The following is a 16,559-nucleotide window of genomic DNA, read 5'->3' as shown; positions in this document are numbered from 1 at the left end:
GTGCTGATCCCCCTAGCCGCGCGCCCGGCGCGCCATCTCGTGCAGCACCGCGGAGGTGGGCACGGGCGCCTGCCGGACACCGGTCAGCTTCTGGTTGAGGTGGTCTGTGTGGTCGTCGGTGGCCGAGGTGAACTCGGGGCCACCGCCCTGCGGACGGAACCCGTGCCGGACCGCCAGCTCCCGCAACTCCGGGTCCGTGGACAGGAGTTGGCCGATCGCCCGGCCCTCGTCGGTGAGCGGCACCACGGTGTGGTCGCTGGTCGCGGTGGTGTCCGGGTACAGGACGGTGAGGTCGTCCACGCCCTGGCCCTGGGTGAGCAGCGCGGCGACCTGGGACTCGTAGACCAGGACGAGCGGGTTGCCGGCGCCGCTGACGAAGTCCCGGAACGCCCCGTCGGAGCTGGACTGCTGGGCGCCCTGGACGGTCACCAGCTTGCGCAGCAGGGGCGCGGTGCGGTCCACGTCGGCGCCGCTCGCCACCACCCGGCCGCCGTTGTCGACGTAGGAGGCGGCGGCGAGGTAGAGGGCGCCGGAGTTGGAGGTCTGCGGATCGGTGGTGGCGATGTACAGGGTGCCGCTCAGCTCACCGTATTTCTCCGCCCCGTCGAGCTGCTGCCAGGTGCGGTCGTCGCGGGCCGCGTCCAGGTAGGCGCGCATGTCCAGCAGGCCGCTGCCCGGCCGGTCCAGCTCGGCCAGTCCCGCCGCGGCCAGCACCTCGGCGGCGTTGCGGTGGGCGACCACGACGAGGGGGGAGTAGAAGGGGCGAGGCAAGGGCTGCCGCACCCGGTACTTCTCGGCCAGCGCGTCGGCCGGGGCGTTGCTGGACGGAAAGGCGAAGTCGTAGCCCTCGAGGTCCAGTTCCTCCATGGCCCAGGAACCCGAGGTCTCCGCCCGCACGGTGTAGCCCTCGGCGGCCAGGGCGTCCACCACCTCGGGATCGGCGAAGAACTCGGCCTTCTCCGACCCGATCACTGCTCGCACGGTCTTCGTTGCCGTGCCCTTGTCGTCCGTGTCCCGGCCTGCGACGACGGCTGCCACCACGCCGATCGTCAGCAACACCGCGAGGACGATTCCCGCGATACGTCTCACGCCGTGGAGATTCCTCGCGGAGCTCAACATTCCCCTCGGCGTGGGGTGAACGGGGGGTGACGTTGCGGTCCCGGTACGCAACTGGAACGGCCGGTTCCGAACGGGTGCCGTGGCGCCGCGCGCCATGGCGCTTCATGGCGCCCGGTCCGCGCGTCGCTGCGGGTGCACGCGGACCGGGGCCGCCCGTGGGGCCGGGCGCGCGGCCCGGCGGTGGGATCAGCCGGCGGCCCGCAGCGCCCGCCGGCCGGCCTCCGCCTCGGCGTGGGCGTCCATGCGCTCGGCGCTGAGGATGGCCGCCGCCGTGTCCGCGCGCGACGCCGCCACGACCAGGGCGCGGCCCGCGAGGGTGTGGGCGCGCCGGTGCAGAGCGGCGAGGCGCGGTTCGGGGGCGGCCGACGTCAGCGACGGGCGGGCCGGCGCGTGTCCTCCCCGCAGCCGGGTCACCTGCTCGGTGAGCCGGCCGGCGGCTGCGTCCAGGTCTGCGGACGGGGTCAGCGCGCGGAGCTCGTCGGTCACGGCGAGCAGGGCCGCGAGATGGCCCGCGAGCTGGATGTCCAGCTCCTCCTCGCGGGAGCGGTGGGGGAAGTCGGGGCTGCTGCCGGCCATCGTCGTGTGGACCGACTTGGTGCGGATCGGTTCGTACATGGGACGGCCTCCTGATTCAACAGAAGCCATCCTAGCTTGGATTTCGTCTAAAGTTGAGCGTATTCGCGAAATGGGGGGTGGGTGGCCACACAGCGTGAGGTCAGTGCTGGCCGTAGCCGTCCAGGAAATTGCCGATCCGGCCGACCGCGTCCCGCAGATCGCCGACCGAGGGCAGCGTCACCACCCGGAAGTGGTCCGGTTCCGGCCAGTTGAAGCCGGTGCCGTGCACGACCATGATCTTCTCCCGGCGCAGCAGGTCCAGGACCATCCGGCGGTCGTCCTTGATCTTGAAGACCTTCGGGTCCAGACGCGGGAAGAGGTACAGGGCTCCCTTGGGCCGCACACAGCTCACCCCCGGGATCCGGGTCAGCAGCTCGTAGGCCACGTCCATCTGCTCGCGCAGCCGCCCGCCCGGCAGCACGAGTTCGTTGATCGACTGGCGTCCGCTCAGCGCGGCCACCACGCCGTGCTGGCCCGGCATGTTCGCGCACAGGCGCATGTTCGCCAGGATCGTCAGGCCCTCGATGTAGGAGTCGGCGTGCGCGCGGGGGCCGGAGATCGACATCCAGCCCACCCGGTAGCCCGCCACCCGGTAGGCCTTCGACATGCCGTTGAAGGTGAGGGTGAGCAGGTCGGGCGCGACGGCGGCGGTGGGGGTGTGGGTGGCGCCGTCGTACAGGATCCGGTCGTAGATCTCGTCCGAGCAGACCAGCAGGTTGTGCCGGCGGGCGATGTCGGTCAGCCCCTTGAGCACCGCCTCGTCGTAGACCGCGCCGGTGGGGTTGTTCGGATTGATGATGACGATCGCCTTGGTGCGGTCGGTGACCTTGCGCTCGACGTCCGCCAGGTCCGGCATCCAGTCGGACTGCTCGTCGCAGCGGTAGTGCACCGCCGTGCCGCCGGACAGGGAGACGGCGGCCGTCCACAGCGGGTAGTCCGGGGCCGGCACCAGGACCTCGTCGCCGTCGTCCAGCAGGCCCTGCATCGCCATGGTGATCAGCTCGGAGACGCCGTTGCCGATGAAGACGTGCTCGACGTCCGTCTCGATGCCGAGGGTCTGGTTGTGCATGACGACCGCCCGGCGCGCGGCCAGCAGGCCCTTCGCGTCCCCGTAGCCGTGGGCCGTGGACACGTTGCGGAGGATGTCCTCCAGGATCTCCGGCGGGCACTCGAAGCCGAAGGCCGCCGGGTTGCCGGTGTTCAGCTTCAGGATGCGGTGACCGGCCGCTTCCAGCCGCATCGCCTCCTCGAGCACCGGGCCCCGGATCTCGTAACAGACGTTGGCGAGCTTGGTCGACTGGATCACCTGCATGTCTGGGAGCTTACGGCGGGGTAACGCCCCCCGCGTCGTGCTTTCCGCCACATGAGACAAAAGGTGCGGGCGCATGCTGTGGACGGGTGATCCACAAGCCCCCGTACGGGTACTTGTGCGGTCTCGGCCGGCGGCGTACACGAGGGGGGTGCGGCCCGCCCGTGCCGCGCGGTCCCGACGCGCGGGCCGGGCGGCACGGGCCGTGCGTACCGGCCGGTCACACGGGGGTGCGCCGGACCGACCGCCCCGCCAGTACGTCGGTGCGCCGGCCGTCCTCGACGACGAACCGCCCGTCGATCAGCACGTGCGGGATGCCCGTCGGCAGGGTGCGGGGCCGGTCGAAGGTGGAGCCCGCCGCGACCGTGGCCGGGTCGAGGAGCACCAGGTCGGCCCGGTACCCCTCCCGGACCAGCCCCCGGTCCGGCAGGCGCAGCCGGGCCGCCGGGCGGGAGGTGAGGTGGGCCACGCACTCCTCCAGCGACAGCACGCCCAGCTCCCGCACATAGCGGCCCAGGTAGTGCGGGAACGTGCCGTACGCGCGCGGGTGCGGCTTGGCGCCCTGGAGGATGCCGTCCGAGCCGCCCGTGTGCACCCGGTGCCGCATGATGGCCCGCACGTTCTCCTCGTGGCCGACGTGCTGGAGGATCGTCGGGCCCAGCCGGTCCTCGACCAGCAGCCGGCGGGCGGTGGTCCAGGGGGCCTCGCCGCGCAGCGCCGCCGACTCCTCGACGGTGCGGCCGACGTACTCGGCCAGGGCGGGATCGGTGACCCCGGAGATCTCGACGGTGTCCCACTCCACCGGCACGCCGTGGCAGCCGTCCGAGCCGGTCACCTCCAGATCGTGGCGGATCCGCTCGGCGCGGGCCTCGTCCGCCAGCCGCCGCAGGGTCGCGTCCGGGCCGCCCTCGCCGGCCCAGCTCGGCAGCAGCGCCGCCAGGGTGGTGCTGCCGGGGGTGTAGGGGTAGGTGTCCAGGCTGATGTCGGCCCCGGCGGCGAGCGCGTCGTCCAGCAGCGACAGCAGTTCGGGCGCGCGGCCCTTGTTCACGCCGAAGTTCATGGTGGCGTGGGCGAGGTGCAGCGCGCAGTCCGCCTCCCGCGCCAGGGCGACCATCTCCTCGTACGCCCTGAGGGCCCCGGCGCCGTAGGAGCGGTGGTGCGGGCAGTAGTAGCCGCCGTAGCGGGCCACCACCCGGCACAGCTCGGTCAGTTCGGCGTCCGCGGCGTACATCCCGGGGGTGTAGGTGAGCCCGGACGACAGGCCGACCGCGCCCTGTTCCAGCCCTTCGGCCACCGACTGCCGCATCCGGTCCAGCTCTTCCGGGGTGGCCTCGCGGTCCTCCCAGCCGACGACGAGCGCGCGGACCGTGCCCTGCGGGATCAGATAGGCGGCGTTGACGGCGATGCCCCGGTCGAGCCGGTCCAGGTACTCGCCGACCGAGCGCCAGTCGAAGTCGACGTCGTCGCCGGGACCGTTCCAGCCGGCGATGGCGCGGCGCACCTCGCCCAGGGTGCGGTCGTCGACCGGGGCGTAGGACAGCCCGTCCTGGCCGATCACCTCCAGGGTCACGCCCTGCGCGGCCTTCGCGCCGTGGTCGGGGTCCCGGAGCAGGGCGAGGTCGCTGTGCGCGTGCATGTCGATGAAGCCGGGGGCCAGGACGAGGCCCTCGGCGTCCAGCTCCCGCACGGCCCCGGGCCGCTGGCAGCCGGCCGCGGCCGCCTCCTTGACGATCGAGACGATCCGCCCGCCGTCCACCACCACGTCGGCGCGGTACGCCGGGGCGCCGGAGCCGTCCACCACGTCGGCGTCGCGGATGACGAGGTCTGCCATGCCGGGCCTCCTAGAAGAACGTGCGGATGTACTCGACGACCGTGCCGTCCGCCTCGGCCACCGGGATCAGCTGCCACTTGTCGAACGACGTGCAGGGGTGGGACAGGCCGAGGCCCAGCCAGTCCCCGACCTCCAGCTCCGCCTCCGGGGCGGTGCGCAGCCAGGCGTGCTGGTCGGACAGGGCGGTCACCTCGATGCCGGCCGCCGGGCGGACCACTTTGTCGCGGCGCACCACCTGCGCGACGGGCAGGTCCAGGTCGTAGGCGGCGTCCCGCTTGCCCGCGTTGGCGAAGGCCTGCTCGGCGGAGGGGCGCGAGACCACCTGCGCCCACAGGCGGAACGCGGGTTCCAGGGCGCCCTCCTCGGGGACGCGGGCGAAGGGGGTGAGCTCGCGGTAGTGGCCGTCGTCGTGCGAGACGTACGCGCCGGAGCGCAGCAGCTTCAGTACGGGGGCGGACAGGTCGGGGACCTCGGCGAACACGTCGGCCACCGCGTCGAACCAGGCGCTGCCGCCCGCGCTGACGACGATCTCGTCCAGGCCCTCGAAACGCCCGGCCCGGTCGAAGTCCGCGGCCAGCGCCACCAGCCGGCGCAGCCAGGCGCGCACCCGCTCCGGGTCCGCCCGCGGCACCTCGCCCTCGTAGCCCGCGACGCCGACCAGCCGCAGCGACGGCGTGGCCGCCACGGCGTCGGCGACCGCCGCGCACTCCGCCTCCGTGCGGACACCCGTGCGGGCGCCGTCCCCGGCGGCCAGCTCGACCACCACGTCCACGGGGCGGGCGGCGCCGTCCAGGGCGGCGGCCATCTGCTCCACGCCGCGCACCGAGTCGACGTAGCAGACGAAGCGGAAGTCCGGGTCGGCGGCCAGTTCCGCGGCGATCCAGCGCAGGGCCACCGGGTCGACGAGCTCGTTGGCGAGGAAGACCCGCGCCACGCCGAACGCCCGGGCCACCCGCACCTGGTGCGGTACGGCGAGGGTGATGCCCCAGGCGCCGCGTTCGACCTGGCGCTGAAAGAGCTGCGGGGCCATCGACGTCTTGCCGTGCGGGGCGAAGGCCAGGCCGTGCCGCGTCGTGTACCGCGCCATCAGCCGGAGGTTGTGCTCCAGGTGCTCGGCGGACAGGGCCAGGACGGGGGTGGTGAAGCCGCCGGTGAAGAGGTTGCGGCGCTCGGCGGCCAGCTCGCCGACCGTCAGGCCGTCGGCGTCCGGCGGGAGGCCCTTGAAGCGGTGGTCGACACGTTCCTCGGCGAGGCGGGCGAGCGCTTCTCCGGCCATGGATCCTCCCTGATCAGGTGCGTTGCAGTGGGTGCAACATTCATTGCGTATATCGCTGACCGCTGTCTAACATCTCGGCCAACGCGGGGTCAACGGATCCGCCGGCCCGCGAGACGACGAGGAGTCCCGGCCATCGTGACCGCCACCGCAGCCCGCACCGCCCCCGGCGTCGTGGACGTCGTCGCGCTCGGCGAGTCCATGGTCACCTTCCTGCCCTCCCGGCCGGGCCGCCTCGCCGACGTCCCCTCCTTCGACCGGGCGATCGGCGGCGCCGAGTCCAACGTGGCCTGTGTGCTGGCCGCCGCCGGACACTCCGCGCGCTGGGTGAGCCGGGTCGGCGCGGACGGCTTCGGCGACCATCTGGTCGCGGCCGTCGGTGCCTACGGCGTCGACACCGCGGCCGTGGGCCGCGATCCCGACCGGCCGACGGGCGTCTACTTCCGCACCGCCGGCGACCGGGCCACCGACGCGCACGAGGTGGCCTACTACCGGGCGGGATCCGCGGCCTCCGCGATGACCGCCGAGAACCTGGACATGGACGCGGTGCGGGCCGGGCGCGTGCTGCACCTGTCCGGCATCACGGCCGCGCTGTCCGCGGACTGCCTGCGGCTGATGCGCGAACTGACCGCCCCGCGGCCCGGCCGCCCGCCGGTCTCCTTCGACGTCAACTTCCGGCCGGGCCTGTGGCGAGCCTCCGGCGGCCCGGGCATCCTGCTCGACCTGGCCCGCCGCGCCGACATCGTCTTCGTCGGCACCGACGAGGCGCGGGAGGCCTGGGGCGTCACCGGCGGCCCGGAGGCGATCCGCGCGCTGCTGCCGGAGCCCGGGGTCCTGGTGGTGAAGGAGGGAGCACGAGGCGCCACCGCGTTCGAGCGCACGCCGACGGACGGTCCGGCGCCGGGCCGACCGACCGCGTCCGGCCCGTTCCGTGCGACCGTCCCGCAGCCAGGACCGCCGGCCGGCGCCGCACCGGCCGCTGAGGGCCCCGGGCCGGCGGCCGGCCCCCGGCCCGGACTGCCCGCCGACGCCGCGCCCGCTGCGGCCGGTACCGCCCCGTTTGTCCACCCCGCCACCCCGTCGCCGCCGGCCGGCGCCGAACCGGCGACGTGCTCCGTCCCGGCGACCTGCTTCGTCCCGGCCCTCGTCGTCGACGTCGCGGCGGCGGTCGGTGCCGGTGACGCCTTCGCCGCCGGGTTCCTCTCCGCCACCCTGCGCGGGCTCCCCGTGCGGGACCGGCTCCGGCACGGGCACCTCATGGCCGCCGCCGTCCTCACCGTCCCCGGCGACCTGGCCGTCCCGCCCGCCCGCGACCACGCCGACCGGCTGGCGGCCCTGGACGACTCCGCGTGGGGGAGACTTCGACTCGGCCCCGGCTGGACAGACGCCGCCGCCCGGGGCGACGAGGAGGTACGTACGCCATGAGCCAGACCGTCGACCGCGCGCTGAGCATCCTGCCGCTGCTCGCCGAGGGGCCCGCCGACCTCGGCCAGGTCGCCGACCGCCTCGGCGTGCACAAGTCCACCGCGCTGCGCCTGCTGCGCACCCTGCACGAGCACGGCTTCGTCTACCGGCAGGCCGACCAGCGCTACCGCCTGGGCGCCCGCCTGTTCGCCCTCGCGCAGGAGGCGATGGAGAACCTCGACATCCGCGAGATCGCCCACCCCCACCTCGCCCGGCTGAACGAGCAGTGCGGGCACACCGTCCACCTCGCGGTGTACGAGGAGGACGAGGTCCTCTACATCGACAAGGTGGAGAGCCGCTACCCGGTGCGCATGTACTCCCGGATCGGCAAGCCCGTCGCCATCACCGTCGCCGCCGTCGCCAAGCTGCTCCTCGCCGACCTGCCCGAGCACGAACGCCGGGCGGTCGCGGAGAAGCTCGACTACCCCATGTACACGTCCCGTTCGACGCCCCACGCCCCGGCTTTCCTGCGGGAGTTGGAGAAGGTGCGCGAACAGGGCTGGGCCACCGACCTCGGTGGCCACGAGGAGTCCATCAACTGCGTCGCGGCGCCCGTCCGCGGCGCCGACGGCCGGGTGGTCGCCGCGATGTCGGTGTCCGCGCCCAACGTCGTCGTCACCGCCGACGAACTCCTCACCCTGCTCCCGCTGGTCCGCCGCACCGCGGACGCGATCAGCGGCGAGTACTCCGGAAGGACCCCGACCAAGGACGTCGTATGACCGAGAAGACCGCCCTCACCCCCACGACCCACACCACCCCGCCCGCGAAGTTCTCCCACGGCGTGAAGAAGGGCAACATCCTCCAGGTCGCCGGCCAGGTCGGCTTCCTGCCCGCCGAGGAGGGCAGGCCCCCGACGCCGGCCGGTCCCACCCTGCGTGAGCAGACCCTCCAGACCCTGGCCAACGTCAAGGCGATCCTGACGGAGGGCGGCGCCTCCTGGGACGACGTGATGATGATCCGCGTCTACCTCACGGACGTCGGCCACTTCGCCGAGATGAACGAGATCTACAACGCCTACTTCGAGGAGCAGGGCCTCACCCAGCCGCCCGCCGCGCGCACCACGGTCTACGTGGGACTGCCCGCCGGACTCCTCGTCGAGATCGACGCCCTCGCCGTCCTCGGCTGACCCCTCAGGGCCGTCACCTCCCCACCTCCCGCACGTCGCACCACATCACGGCACGGCACCCCACACCCCCGGGGCGCCGTGCCGTGATCCTCCCTGCCCGAAAGCAGTATGTGTTCACGCAGAGGACCCCTGAATGTCCCATCTGTCCCTCCCGCTCGCCGCAGCCGCCCCCGCGGCGACCCCACCCCACACCGGCGGCCTGCTCCTGCTGATCGACGGCACGGCGGGACTGCTGACCGTCGCCGCCATCGGCATAGCGCTTCTGCTCTTCCTCATCATCCGGACCCGGCTCCAGCCGTTCGTGGCCCTGCTCGCGGTCTCCATAGTCGTCGGCCTGCTGGCCGGACTCTCCGTCACCGAACTCTTCGGCACCGTCCAGCGCTCGGACGCCGTCTCCACCATCGAGTCCGGCATGGGCGGCATCCTCGGGCATGTCGCGATCATCATCGGGCTGGGCACGATGCTCGGCGCGATCCTCGAAGTCAGCGGCGGCGCCGAGGTGCTGGCGTCCCGTCTGCTCAACCTGTTCGGTGAGAAGCGGGCCCCGCTGGCGATGGGCATGACCGGCCTGATCTTCGGTGTCCCGGTCTTCTTCGACGTCGGCATCTTCGTCCTCGCTCCGATCGTCTACGCGGCCGCCAAGCGCTCCGGCCGCTCGATCCTGCTGTACTGCCTGCCGCTGCTGGCCGGTCTGTCCATGACCCACGCCTTCCTGCCGCCGCACCCCGGCCCGGTGGCCGCCGCCGGCCTGCTCCACGTGGACCTCGGCTGGGTCATCCTGATGGGCATCGTCTGCGGCATCCCCGCGGTGCTGGTCGCCTGGGCGTACTCGGCCTGGATCGGCCGCCGCATCTTCGTCGCCGTGCCGCAGGACATGGTCGAGGCGGCCCAGGACGCCAAGCAGGCCGTCGCCGACGAGCAGCGCGCGGCGGGGACCGAACCCCGGGAACGGCCCGTGGCGCTGGGCACGGTGCTGGCCATCATCGGTACGCCGCTGGTCCTCATCCTGGCCGCCACGTTCTCGTCGATCGCGCTCGACCCGTCCACCACCCGCTCGGTGATCGAGTTCTTCGGCCACCCGTTCGTTGCGCTGACCATCGCGCTGTTCCTCGCGTACTACGTCCTCGGCATCCGCCGCGGCTGGTCCCGCAAGTCCCTGGAGACGGTCTCCACCGCGTCCCTGAAGCCGGTCGGCAACATCCTGCTGGTGGTCGGCGCGGGCGGGGTCTTCGGCGCCGTCCTGAAGGCGAGCGGTGTGGCGCAGGCCCTGTCGGACACCTTCAACGACGTGGGCCTGCCGGTGATCGTGCTGTCCTACCTGATCTCGGTGGTGCTGCGGGTCGCCCAGGGCTCGGCGACCGTCGCCATCGTCACCACGGCCGGCATCGTGGCGCCCCTGCTCGCCGGCGGCGACCACTCGCAGGCCTTCGTCGCCCTGGTCATCATGGCCATCTCCGCCGGCTCCATCTTCGCCTCGCACGTCAACGACGGAGGATTCTGGATGGTCGCCAAGTACTTCGGCATCAGCGAACGGGACACGCTCAAGACGTGGACGGTGCTGGAGTCGGTGCTGTCGGTGGCCGGCTTCGTCGTGGCGGCCGCGTTGAGCATCTTCGTATAACGAAGTCGGGGCCGACTGTCTCGGACACAGGATCGTCGACCATACTGCTGCGCTGTGGAGCAGCGTATGAGTACGAGCAGTCAGCCCCTGGACGCCGGCGTCAACCCGGCCCACATCCCCGGGCTCTCGGCGCCGGAGAAGCCCGCCGTGTCCGAGGACGCGGTCGAGCCCGGCGACGCGGCCCCCGAGGAGCACTCGGCCGACACGGCGGACGGCGAAGCCGGCCCGGCCGGTGGCGGCGAGGAGGCCGCCGACCGCGAGGCGGGCGCCGACTCCGAGGCGGACGGCGACATCGAGGCCGGTGAGGACTTTGCGGACGCGGCGGCCGACGGCCCCGTGTTCGAGGCCGCGGACCGCCGCGCCCGTATCGTCGCCGACCGCAGCGGTGTGCGCCTGAGCCTCGACGACGAGCGGTGCGAGTTCCGCTGGGACGAGATCGGCGCGGTCGAGACGGAATCGCCGCGCTTCGGCAAGCGGTTCACGGTGACCGTGCACACGCCGGACCGCCGGTGGTACCCGATCGAGATCGAGGCCGACGCGAAGTCCCGGCACCAGGAGTGGGACACCGCGCTGGACGCCGTCCTCGACGCCTACTTCGAGGACGGCGAGTAGCCGGCTAGGCGCAGTACTGGCTTTCCTTCCCGATCGACCGGTACATGCAGTCGGCGTTCTCCAGCAGTTGCAGCACCGCGTCGCGGTTGCGCGAGGTCTCCCGCTCGATCACCTCGTCGGGCGGGTAGAACCCTCCTCCGGAGGCGGACGACGGGTACATCTCGAAGGTGTACCCGAAGATCTTCTGCGAGCCCCACAGATAGTCGTCGATCGAGCCGTCGGTGATGTACAGGTCGCTGGACTGCTCGGCCGTGTACCCGTTGCTGGCGGCCATCTTCCCGCCCACCGCGGCGAAGGCGTTGCGGTCGTCCGCCGTCATCCCGGTCGTGGTGTCGGAGTAGGTGTACCCGAACGGCCACAGCACCAGTTCGCTGTAGGTGTGGAAATCGATGCCGGCCTTGATCTGCTGCTGCCCGCCGACGACCCGGCTGCGGACGAAGTTCGCCACGACCCGCACCTCGGTCGCGGACTCGGGCGCCGAGCCGCGGTAGGTCTCCGACGAGGTGGACCCGGACGAGCCGCCGCAGCAGCCCCAGCGGTAGTTCCAGTTCCGGTTCAGGTCCGTACCGACGTAGGAGGAGCCGGAGTTGGGCTGCCGGTTCTTGCGCCAGGACCGATAGGAGCCGGTCGCGATGTCGTACTCGCCGCCGTCCGGGTTGAGGTCCGGGACGATCCAGATCTCCCGGTTGTTCACCATGTTCGTGACGCGCGAGTCGGTGCCGTAGTCGGAGGTCAGCTCGCGCAGCAGGTACAGCGCCATCTCGACGGTGAGGTGCTCGCGGGCGTGCTGGTGGTGGGTGAACAGCACCTCGGGCTCGGCCTCGTCGGTGCCGACGTTGTCACTGATCTTGACGGCGACGATGTTCCGGCTCTGGTAGGAGGTGCCGATGACCCGCTGGCTGGCGATGCCCGGGTTCGCGGCGACCAGGGAGCTGATCGCGCTCGTCATCTCCGCGTAGTTGTGGTAGCGGGCGTCGGCGGACGGGAAGTCGTAGAGCCGGACGTCGTCCTGGCCTGCCGACCGGTCCGGGACGGCGCCGAGCGGGGTGACCTCGTAGCCCTGTGAGCGCAGCTTCCTGACCTGGTCCGCGCGGCCGGAGACGACGATGGTGTGGTCGTCGGCCTCGTCCACCGTGACACCCGAACGCTGGATCGCCGTGCGGTCCTCGGCGTCGGAGTGCAGATGGATCTCGTACTGGCGGATGTCGTCGGCCGAGGCCGCCGGCCGGTCCGCCCCGTCCGCGGTGGCGTCGGTGGTGGTCGCCGAGAGGGGCGCCGCGAGGGCGAGGGCGAGCAGGGTGGCGAGTGCCGCGGCGCGTCTGCCGCCGCGTTCGCCCGAGCCGCGTGTCCGAAGTCGCATGAAGTCTCCTTGTTTCTCCGGTGGTTCCGGGGTCTGCCGGAAGCGGGAGTGGAGCGGTGGGGGGTGATGGGGGGTGGTTCTCCGGTGCGACGTACGACGTGCTGGTGCGGTGTGGCGCTCATCGTCGGCTTCTGGCATGACCAGGTCAAGAGCGGGCCGGGAACCGGTGGCCGAAACCCGCGCCGACGTCCGTGCCGGAAACAGCGCCCGCCACGGGACCGAACGGCCGCGAAGTGTACGCATGACGCCCCCGCCCGGTGCCGTCCCCGGCGAAGTGCACCCGTCGGTGTGAGCAACGCGTGCATATATGTACGTGCGGGGGAAGAGTGGCAGTCCGCGCAAGGGCGAACCCCCACCCCCAGAGGACTGGCTGATCATGGGCGGATCAGCGCCACGACGGGACGGTCACCTGCCGGTCGAGACGACCAGCTTCGTCGACCGGCGGACCGAACTGACCGAAGGCCGCGAACTGCTGTCCCGCGCCCGCCTGGTCACGCTGACCGGTCCGGGCGGCGTCGGCAAGACCAGGCTGGCCGGCCGGATCGCCGCCCGCCTCGCGCGCGCCTTCCCGGACGGCGTGCGGTTCGTGCAGCTGTCCGGTCTGCTCGATCCGGCACTCGTCCCGCTCGCCGCCGCCGACGCCCTCGGCCTGCACGACCACTCCGCGCAACCCGCCCTGGACGCCCTCGTGGAGCAGGTGCGCGAGCGGCGTCTGCTGCTCGTCGTCGACAACTGCGAGCATCTGCTGGGCGCCTGCACGGAACTGGCCGCCGCCCTGCTGCGCGGCACCACCGGCGTCCGGGTCCTCGCCACCAGCCGGCACCGCCTGGGCCTGACCGAGGAACACCTCCTGGAGGTACGGCCGCTGCCGGTCCCCGACCCGGACGGCGACCTCGGCGCGGCCGAGTCCAACCCCGCCGTCGCGCTCTTCGCCGACCGGGCCGCCGCGGTCGTCCCCGGCTTCCGGCTCACCCCCGCCAACCGCCGCGCGGTCGCCCGCCTCTGCCGGCGCCTGGACGGGCTCCCCCTCGCCATCGAACTCGCCGCCGTCCGGATGCGTGTCCTCGGCGTCGAACAGCTCCTGGAACGCCTCGACGACCGCTACCGCCTCCTGTCCGGCGGCAGCCCCGCGGTGGCGCCGCGCCACCAGACCCTGCGCGCGGCCGTCGACTGGAGCCACGAACTGTGCGGCGAACGGGAGCGTTCGGTGTGGGCGCGGCTGTCCGTGCTGGCCGGGAGCTTCGACCTGGAGACGGCGGAGGCGGTGTGCGCGGACGGCGAGCGGGTCCGCGTCCACGACGTGCTCGAAGCGGTCGCCGGGCTCGTCGACAAGTCCGTGCTGTGCCGCGAACCCGGCCCCGACGGCGTGCGCTACCGCCTCCTCGACACCCTGCGCCACTACGGACTGGAAAGACTCCGGCAGGGACCGGACGACGAGTCCGCCGCCCGCCGCCGCCAGCGGGACTGGATGCAGCAGCGGGCCGGCGCCTGCGAACGCGCCTGGTTCGGACGCGGCCAGCGGGAGATCGTGGCCCGGCTGAACGCCGACCGGGACAACCTGCGCGCCGCCCTCGACTTCGGCCTGACCGCTCCCGGTGAGGCGCTCACCGCCCTGCGCCTGGCCGGCACCCTGTGGTTCTACTGGCACGCCTGCGGCGCCCCCCGCGAGGGCCGCTACTGGCTCGACCGCGCCCTCGACGCCAGCCCCGAGCCCACCCCCGAACGCGCCCGCGGCCTGTGGGTCGCCGGGCTGCTCGCGGGCTGCCCCGAGGACCTCACCCGCGGCCGGCGCCGCGCCGAGGAGGCCCGTGCGCTGGCCCGCCGGCTCGGGGACGCGGCCGAGGCCGCGCACGCCGAGTACGTGGTCGGCGTGACCACGCTGTTCAGCGACGACCTGGCCGCCGCCCGCGACCACTTCCGGGCCGCCGCGGACCGCGGCCGGGTGCCCGGCCAGCACCTCAGCCTCGTCGGCCTCGACCGGGTCGAACTCGCCTGCTCCCTCGGCTTCCTGGGCGAGGCAGACCGGGCCATCGAGGTCTGCGAGGAGACCCGGCGGCTGTGCGAGCGGCACGGCGAGGAATGGGTGCTCTCCTACGTCCACCGGATGCTGGCCCTCGCCCACAGCGTGCGCCAGGACCACCCGCGCGCCGAACGGCACGCCCGTGAGGCACTGCGGCTCAAACTCGCCGTGAACGACGTCGTCGGCATCGGCCTCACCCTCGACCTGCTCGCGCAGATCGCCAGCCGCAGCGGCGCCCAGGACCGGGCGGCCGTCCTGCTCGGCGGCGCCGACCGGGTCTGGACCGACGTCGACCGGGGCCGCTGGGGCTCCGACGCGCTCAACTCCCGGCGCCGCGACACCGAGACCCGGTTGCGCCGGGACCTCGGCACGGCCGCCTTCGCACGGGCCTATGAACGCGGCGGCGGACTCGGCCTGACGGACATCGTCGGCCACGCCCTGGAGGAGCACCGCCGCGAACGGCCCGCGGGCGAGGGCACCCGGCCCGGCGTCCGGCTCACCCGCCGGGAGAGCGAGGTCGCCGAACTGGTCGCCGAGGGACTGGCCAACCAGCAGATCGCCGACCGTCTGGTGATCGCCCGCCGCACCGCGGAGGGCCATGTCGAACGCATCCTCAGCAAGCTCGGCTTCAGCAACCGCAGCCAGATCGCCGCCTGGGTCACCGCCCGGCGCTGAACCCCGCCCCTACCACCGAGAGGAAGCCCGTGCCTGCCCGATCCGCACGCGCCCACGGCACCTTCGACCACCGCATGGCCGTCTTCGACACCGACGAGGCGTTCGTCGCGGCCGCCCTGCCCTTCCTCGCCGAGGGCCTCGCCGTCGACGAGCCCCCGCCGGTGGCCATCGCCGCCCCCGCCAAACTCGCCCTGCTGCGCGACGCCCTCGGCGGCGAGGCCGGACAGGTCGGCTTCGTCCCGCACACCGAGTGGTACACCGGCTCCGCCGCCAACGCGGTCGCCCAGGGCGCCGGCTATCTCGCCGCGCACGCCGCCCCGCACGGCCGCGTCCACCTCCTGATGGAGCCCGACTGGAGCGGACGGGCCGGCCGGTCGGCCCGCGAGACAAGCGAATGGATCCGCTACGAGGCCTTCGCCAACCTGCTGTTCGCCCCGCTCGCGACCACCGCCCTATGCGCGTACGACACCCGTACCGCGGGCCCCGCCGTCGTCGACGCCGCCCGCCGCGCCCACCCCGGCACCGGCGTCTACGAGGACCCGCTGCGCATCGCCGCCGAACTCGACGCCGTGGCCCTGCCGCCGCCCCCGGCGGACGCCCTGGCGCTGTCCGTCCCCGAACCGCACGCCGTCCACAGCTGGGCCACCGGGCGCGGACTGCCCCCCGCCGACGCCGAACTGTTCGCCGCCGCCGTCACCGAGGCCGCCGAACCGCTCGACCCCGTCACCCGCGTGCTGCTCTGGGGCGAGGCCCCGGCCTGCGTCTGCGAACTGCGCTCGGCGCGCCGGGTGGACGACCCGCTCGCCGGGTTCGTCCCGCCGCCGGCCACGGAACCGGCACCCGGCCAGGGCCTCTGGTTCGCCCGTCAGGTGTGCGCCTACGTCGACGTACGCCAGGACGGCGCGAGCGGCGTCGTACGGCTGCAGTACGGCTAGTGCCGTGACCGGTATGCGCACGTCCGAGCAGGTATGGAATCGGGTAGTACTCCCCGTGTGCCGTCCACCGGCACCGGACATCCTGGAGGCATGCTGCAACTCTCCGGGGGAGGCCGCCCGGATCCCGACCCCCGGTACGGCGCCTATCTTCAGCCACCGATGCGGGCGGGCAACGTGAGCGTCGAGTTCGACCCCCGTCCGACGTCGGTCCGTCAGGCACGCGCCGAGGTGCGCCGGCGGCTGGAGGGGTGGGGGCTCGCGGAGCGGGACGGCACCGGTGACGACGACCTGGTGGCCACGGCCGAACTGCTGGTCAGCGAGCTCGCGACGAACGCCCTGCTGCACGCAGCGGGCCCGTTCCGGCTCACGGTGACCGCCGCGCACGGCGTCCTGCGCTGCGAGGTCGCCGACGGCGGCCGGCGCACCCCGCGGGTGGTCGAGGCGGGCACCGGGGAGAGCGGCCGGGGGATGTTCCTGGTGGACGCGCTGGCCCGGCGCTGGGGCTGCGATCAGGACGGGGCGGGGACCACCGTCTGGTTCGAGCTCGGCACCTGCGCGTGCGACGGCTGCGGTCGGCGACAGCCGTAGGACACGCGGTG

Annotated in this window: 14 protein-coding genes; 8 read left to right on the top strand and 6 right to left on the bottom strand. The window is 73.2% G+C overall.

Annotated elements, in window-relative coordinates:
- Positions 1–12: 12 nt before the first annotated feature.
- The 5 genes from DN051_RS15350 to DN051_RS15330 form a co-directional block, all read right to left on the bottom strand.
- Positions 13–1,089, bottom strand: a complete 1,077-nt coding sequence (locus DN051_RS15350; RefSeq protein ID WP_112438907.1) for a substrate-binding domain-containing protein — start codon at positions 1,087–1,089, stop codon at positions 13–15.
- 216 nt (positions 1,090–1,305) lie between these two features.
- Positions 1,306–1,734: an SCO4983 family protein gene (locus DN051_RS15345; RefSeq protein ID WP_053761689.1), complete on the bottom strand. Its 429-nt coding sequence runs from the start codon at positions 1,732–1,734 to the stop codon at positions 1,306–1,308.
- A gap of 100 nt (positions 1,735–1,834) precedes the next feature.
- On the bottom strand, positions 1,835–3,046 hold the full coding sequence (locus DN051_RS15340; protein WP_053761688.1) for a pyridoxal phosphate-dependent aminotransferase: 1,212 nt from the start codon (positions 3,044–3,046) through the stop codon (positions 1,835–1,837).
- 217 nt (positions 3,047–3,263) lie between these two features.
- Complete coding sequence (locus DN051_RS15335) at positions 3,264–4,874, bottom strand: N-acyl-D-amino-acid deacylase family protein (RefSeq protein WP_053761687.1); 1,611 nt, start codon at positions 4,872–4,874, stop codon at positions 3,264–3,266.
- A gap of 10 nt (positions 4,875–4,884) precedes the next feature.
- Positions 4,885–6,150, bottom strand: coding sequence for an amino acid deaminase (locus tag DN051_RS15330; RefSeq protein ID WP_112438906.1), 1,266 nt, complete (start codon positions 6,148–6,150; stop codon positions 4,885–4,887).
- Positions 6,151–6,285: 135 nt separating this feature from the next.
- Between DN051_RS15330 and DN051_RS15325 the strand changes: the two genes are divergently transcribed.
- From DN051_RS15325 to DN051_RS15305, 5 genes are all read left to right on the top strand, one after another.
- Complete coding sequence (locus DN051_RS15325) at positions 6,286–7,572, top strand: sugar kinase (protein ID WP_425471770.1); 1,287 nt, start codon at positions 6,286–6,288, stop codon at positions 7,570–7,572.
- On the top strand, positions 7,569–8,330 hold the full coding sequence (locus DN051_RS15320; protein WP_053761685.1) for an IclR family transcriptional regulator: 762 nt from the start codon (positions 7,569–7,571) through the stop codon (positions 8,328–8,330). The genes DN051_RS15325 and DN051_RS15320 overlap by 4 nt, the downstream gene beginning before the upstream one ends.
- A complete protein-coding gene (locus DN051_RS15315) occupies positions 8,327–8,737 on the top strand; it encodes a RidA family protein (protein WP_053761684.1) in 411 nt (136 codons plus the stop codon). Before DN051_RS15320 ends, DN051_RS15315 begins: the two co-directional genes overlap by 4 nt.
- A gap of 133 nt (positions 8,738–8,870) precedes the next feature.
- Positions 8,871–10,358: a GntP family permease gene (locus DN051_RS15310; RefSeq protein ID WP_053761683.1), complete on the top strand. Its 1,488-nt coding sequence runs from the start codon at positions 8,871–8,873 to the stop codon at positions 10,356–10,358.
- 66 nt (positions 10,359–10,424) lie between these two features.
- Positions 10,425–10,970 carry a hypothetical protein gene (locus DN051_RS15305; RefSeq protein ID WP_079001480.1) on the top strand — a complete coding sequence of 182 codons (546 nt, stop codon included), beginning with the start codon at positions 10,425–10,427 and terminating at the stop codon, positions 10,968–10,970.
- 4 nt (positions 10,971–10,974) lie between these two features.
- Here the strand turns inward: DN051_RS15305 and DN051_RS15300 are convergent, their stop codons facing one another.
- A complete protein-coding gene (locus DN051_RS15300; RefSeq protein ID WP_112438905.1) occupies positions 10,975–12,330 on the bottom strand; it encodes a M14 family metallopeptidase in 1,356 nt (451 codons plus the stop codon).
- Positions 12,331–12,706: 376 nt separating this feature from the next.
- Between DN051_RS15300 and DN051_RS15295 the strand changes: the two genes are divergently transcribed.
- From DN051_RS15295 to DN051_RS15285, 3 genes are all read left to right on the top strand, one after another.
- On the top strand, positions 12,707–15,025 hold the full coding sequence (locus tag DN051_RS15295; protein ID WP_112438904.1) for an ATP-binding protein: 2,319 nt from the start codon (positions 12,707–12,709) through the stop codon (positions 15,023–15,025).
- Positions 15,026–15,054: 29 nt separating this feature from the next.
- Positions 15,055–15,960 carry an MEDS domain-containing protein gene (locus tag DN051_RS15290; RefSeq protein WP_246041026.1) on the top strand — a complete coding sequence of 302 codons (906 nt, stop codon included), beginning with the start codon at positions 15,055–15,057 and terminating at the stop codon, positions 15,958–15,960.
- Between the two features lie 90 nt (positions 15,961–16,050).
- The gene (locus DN051_RS15285; RefSeq protein WP_425471769.1) at positions 16,051–16,548 is read left to right on the top strand and encodes an ATP-binding protein; all 498 of its coding nucleotides are present in this window, start codon (positions 16,051–16,053) and stop codon (positions 16,546–16,548) included.
- The last annotated feature ends 11 nt before the right edge of the window (positions 16,549–16,559 follow it).

The organism is Streptomyces cadmiisoli, assembly GCF_003261055.1.
Classification (GTDB): domain Bacteria; phylum Actinomycetota; class Actinomycetes; order Streptomycetales; family Streptomycetaceae; genus Streptomyces; species Streptomyces cadmiisoli.
The sequence above is the reverse complement of the archived record's forward strand: the minus strand, read 5'-3'. Positions and strand labels throughout refer to the sequence as shown.

Coding starts and splice junctions, on each gene's coding strand:
- DN051_RS15335 (WP_053761687.1), bottom strand. CDS start 4,874: ATGGCAGACCTCGTCATCCGCGACGCCGACGTGGTGGACGGCTCCGGC.
- DN051_RS15330 (WP_112438906.1), bottom strand. CDS start 6,150: ATGGCCGGAGAAGCGCTCGCCCGCCTCGCCGAGGAACGTGTCGACCAC.
- DN051_RS15310 (WP_053761683.1), top strand. CDS start 8,871: ATGTCCCATCTGTCCCTCCCGCTCGCCGCAGCCGCCCCCGCGGCGACC.
- DN051_RS15320 (WP_053761685.1), top strand. CDS start 7,569: ATGAGCCAGACCGTCGACCGCGCGCTGAGCATCCTGCCGCTGCTCGCC.
- DN051_RS15300 (WP_112438905.1), bottom strand. CDS start 12,330: ATGCGACTTCGGACACGCGGCTCGGGCGAACGCGGCGGCAGACGCGCC.
- DN051_RS15305 (WP_079001480.1), top strand. CDS start 10,425: ATGAGTACGAGCAGTCAGCCCCTGGACGCCGGCGTCAACCCGGCCCAC.
- DN051_RS15315 (WP_053761684.1), top strand. CDS start 8,327: ATGACCGAGAAGACCGCCCTCACCCCCACGACCCACACCACCCCGCCC.
- DN051_RS15345 (WP_053761689.1), bottom strand. CDS start 1,734: ATGTACGAACCGATCCGCACCAAGTCGGTCCACACGACGATGGCCGGC.
- DN051_RS15340 (WP_053761688.1), bottom strand. CDS start 3,046: ATGCAGGTGATCCAGTCGACCAAGCTCGCCAACGTCTGTTACGAGATC.
- DN051_RS15295 (WP_112438904.1), top strand. CDS start 12,707: ATGGGCGGATCAGCGCCACGACGGGACGGTCACCTGCCGGTCGAGACG.
- DN051_RS15285 (WP_425471769.1), top strand. CDS start 16,051: ATGCTGCAACTCTCCGGGGGAGGCCGCCCGGATCCCGACCCCCGGTAC.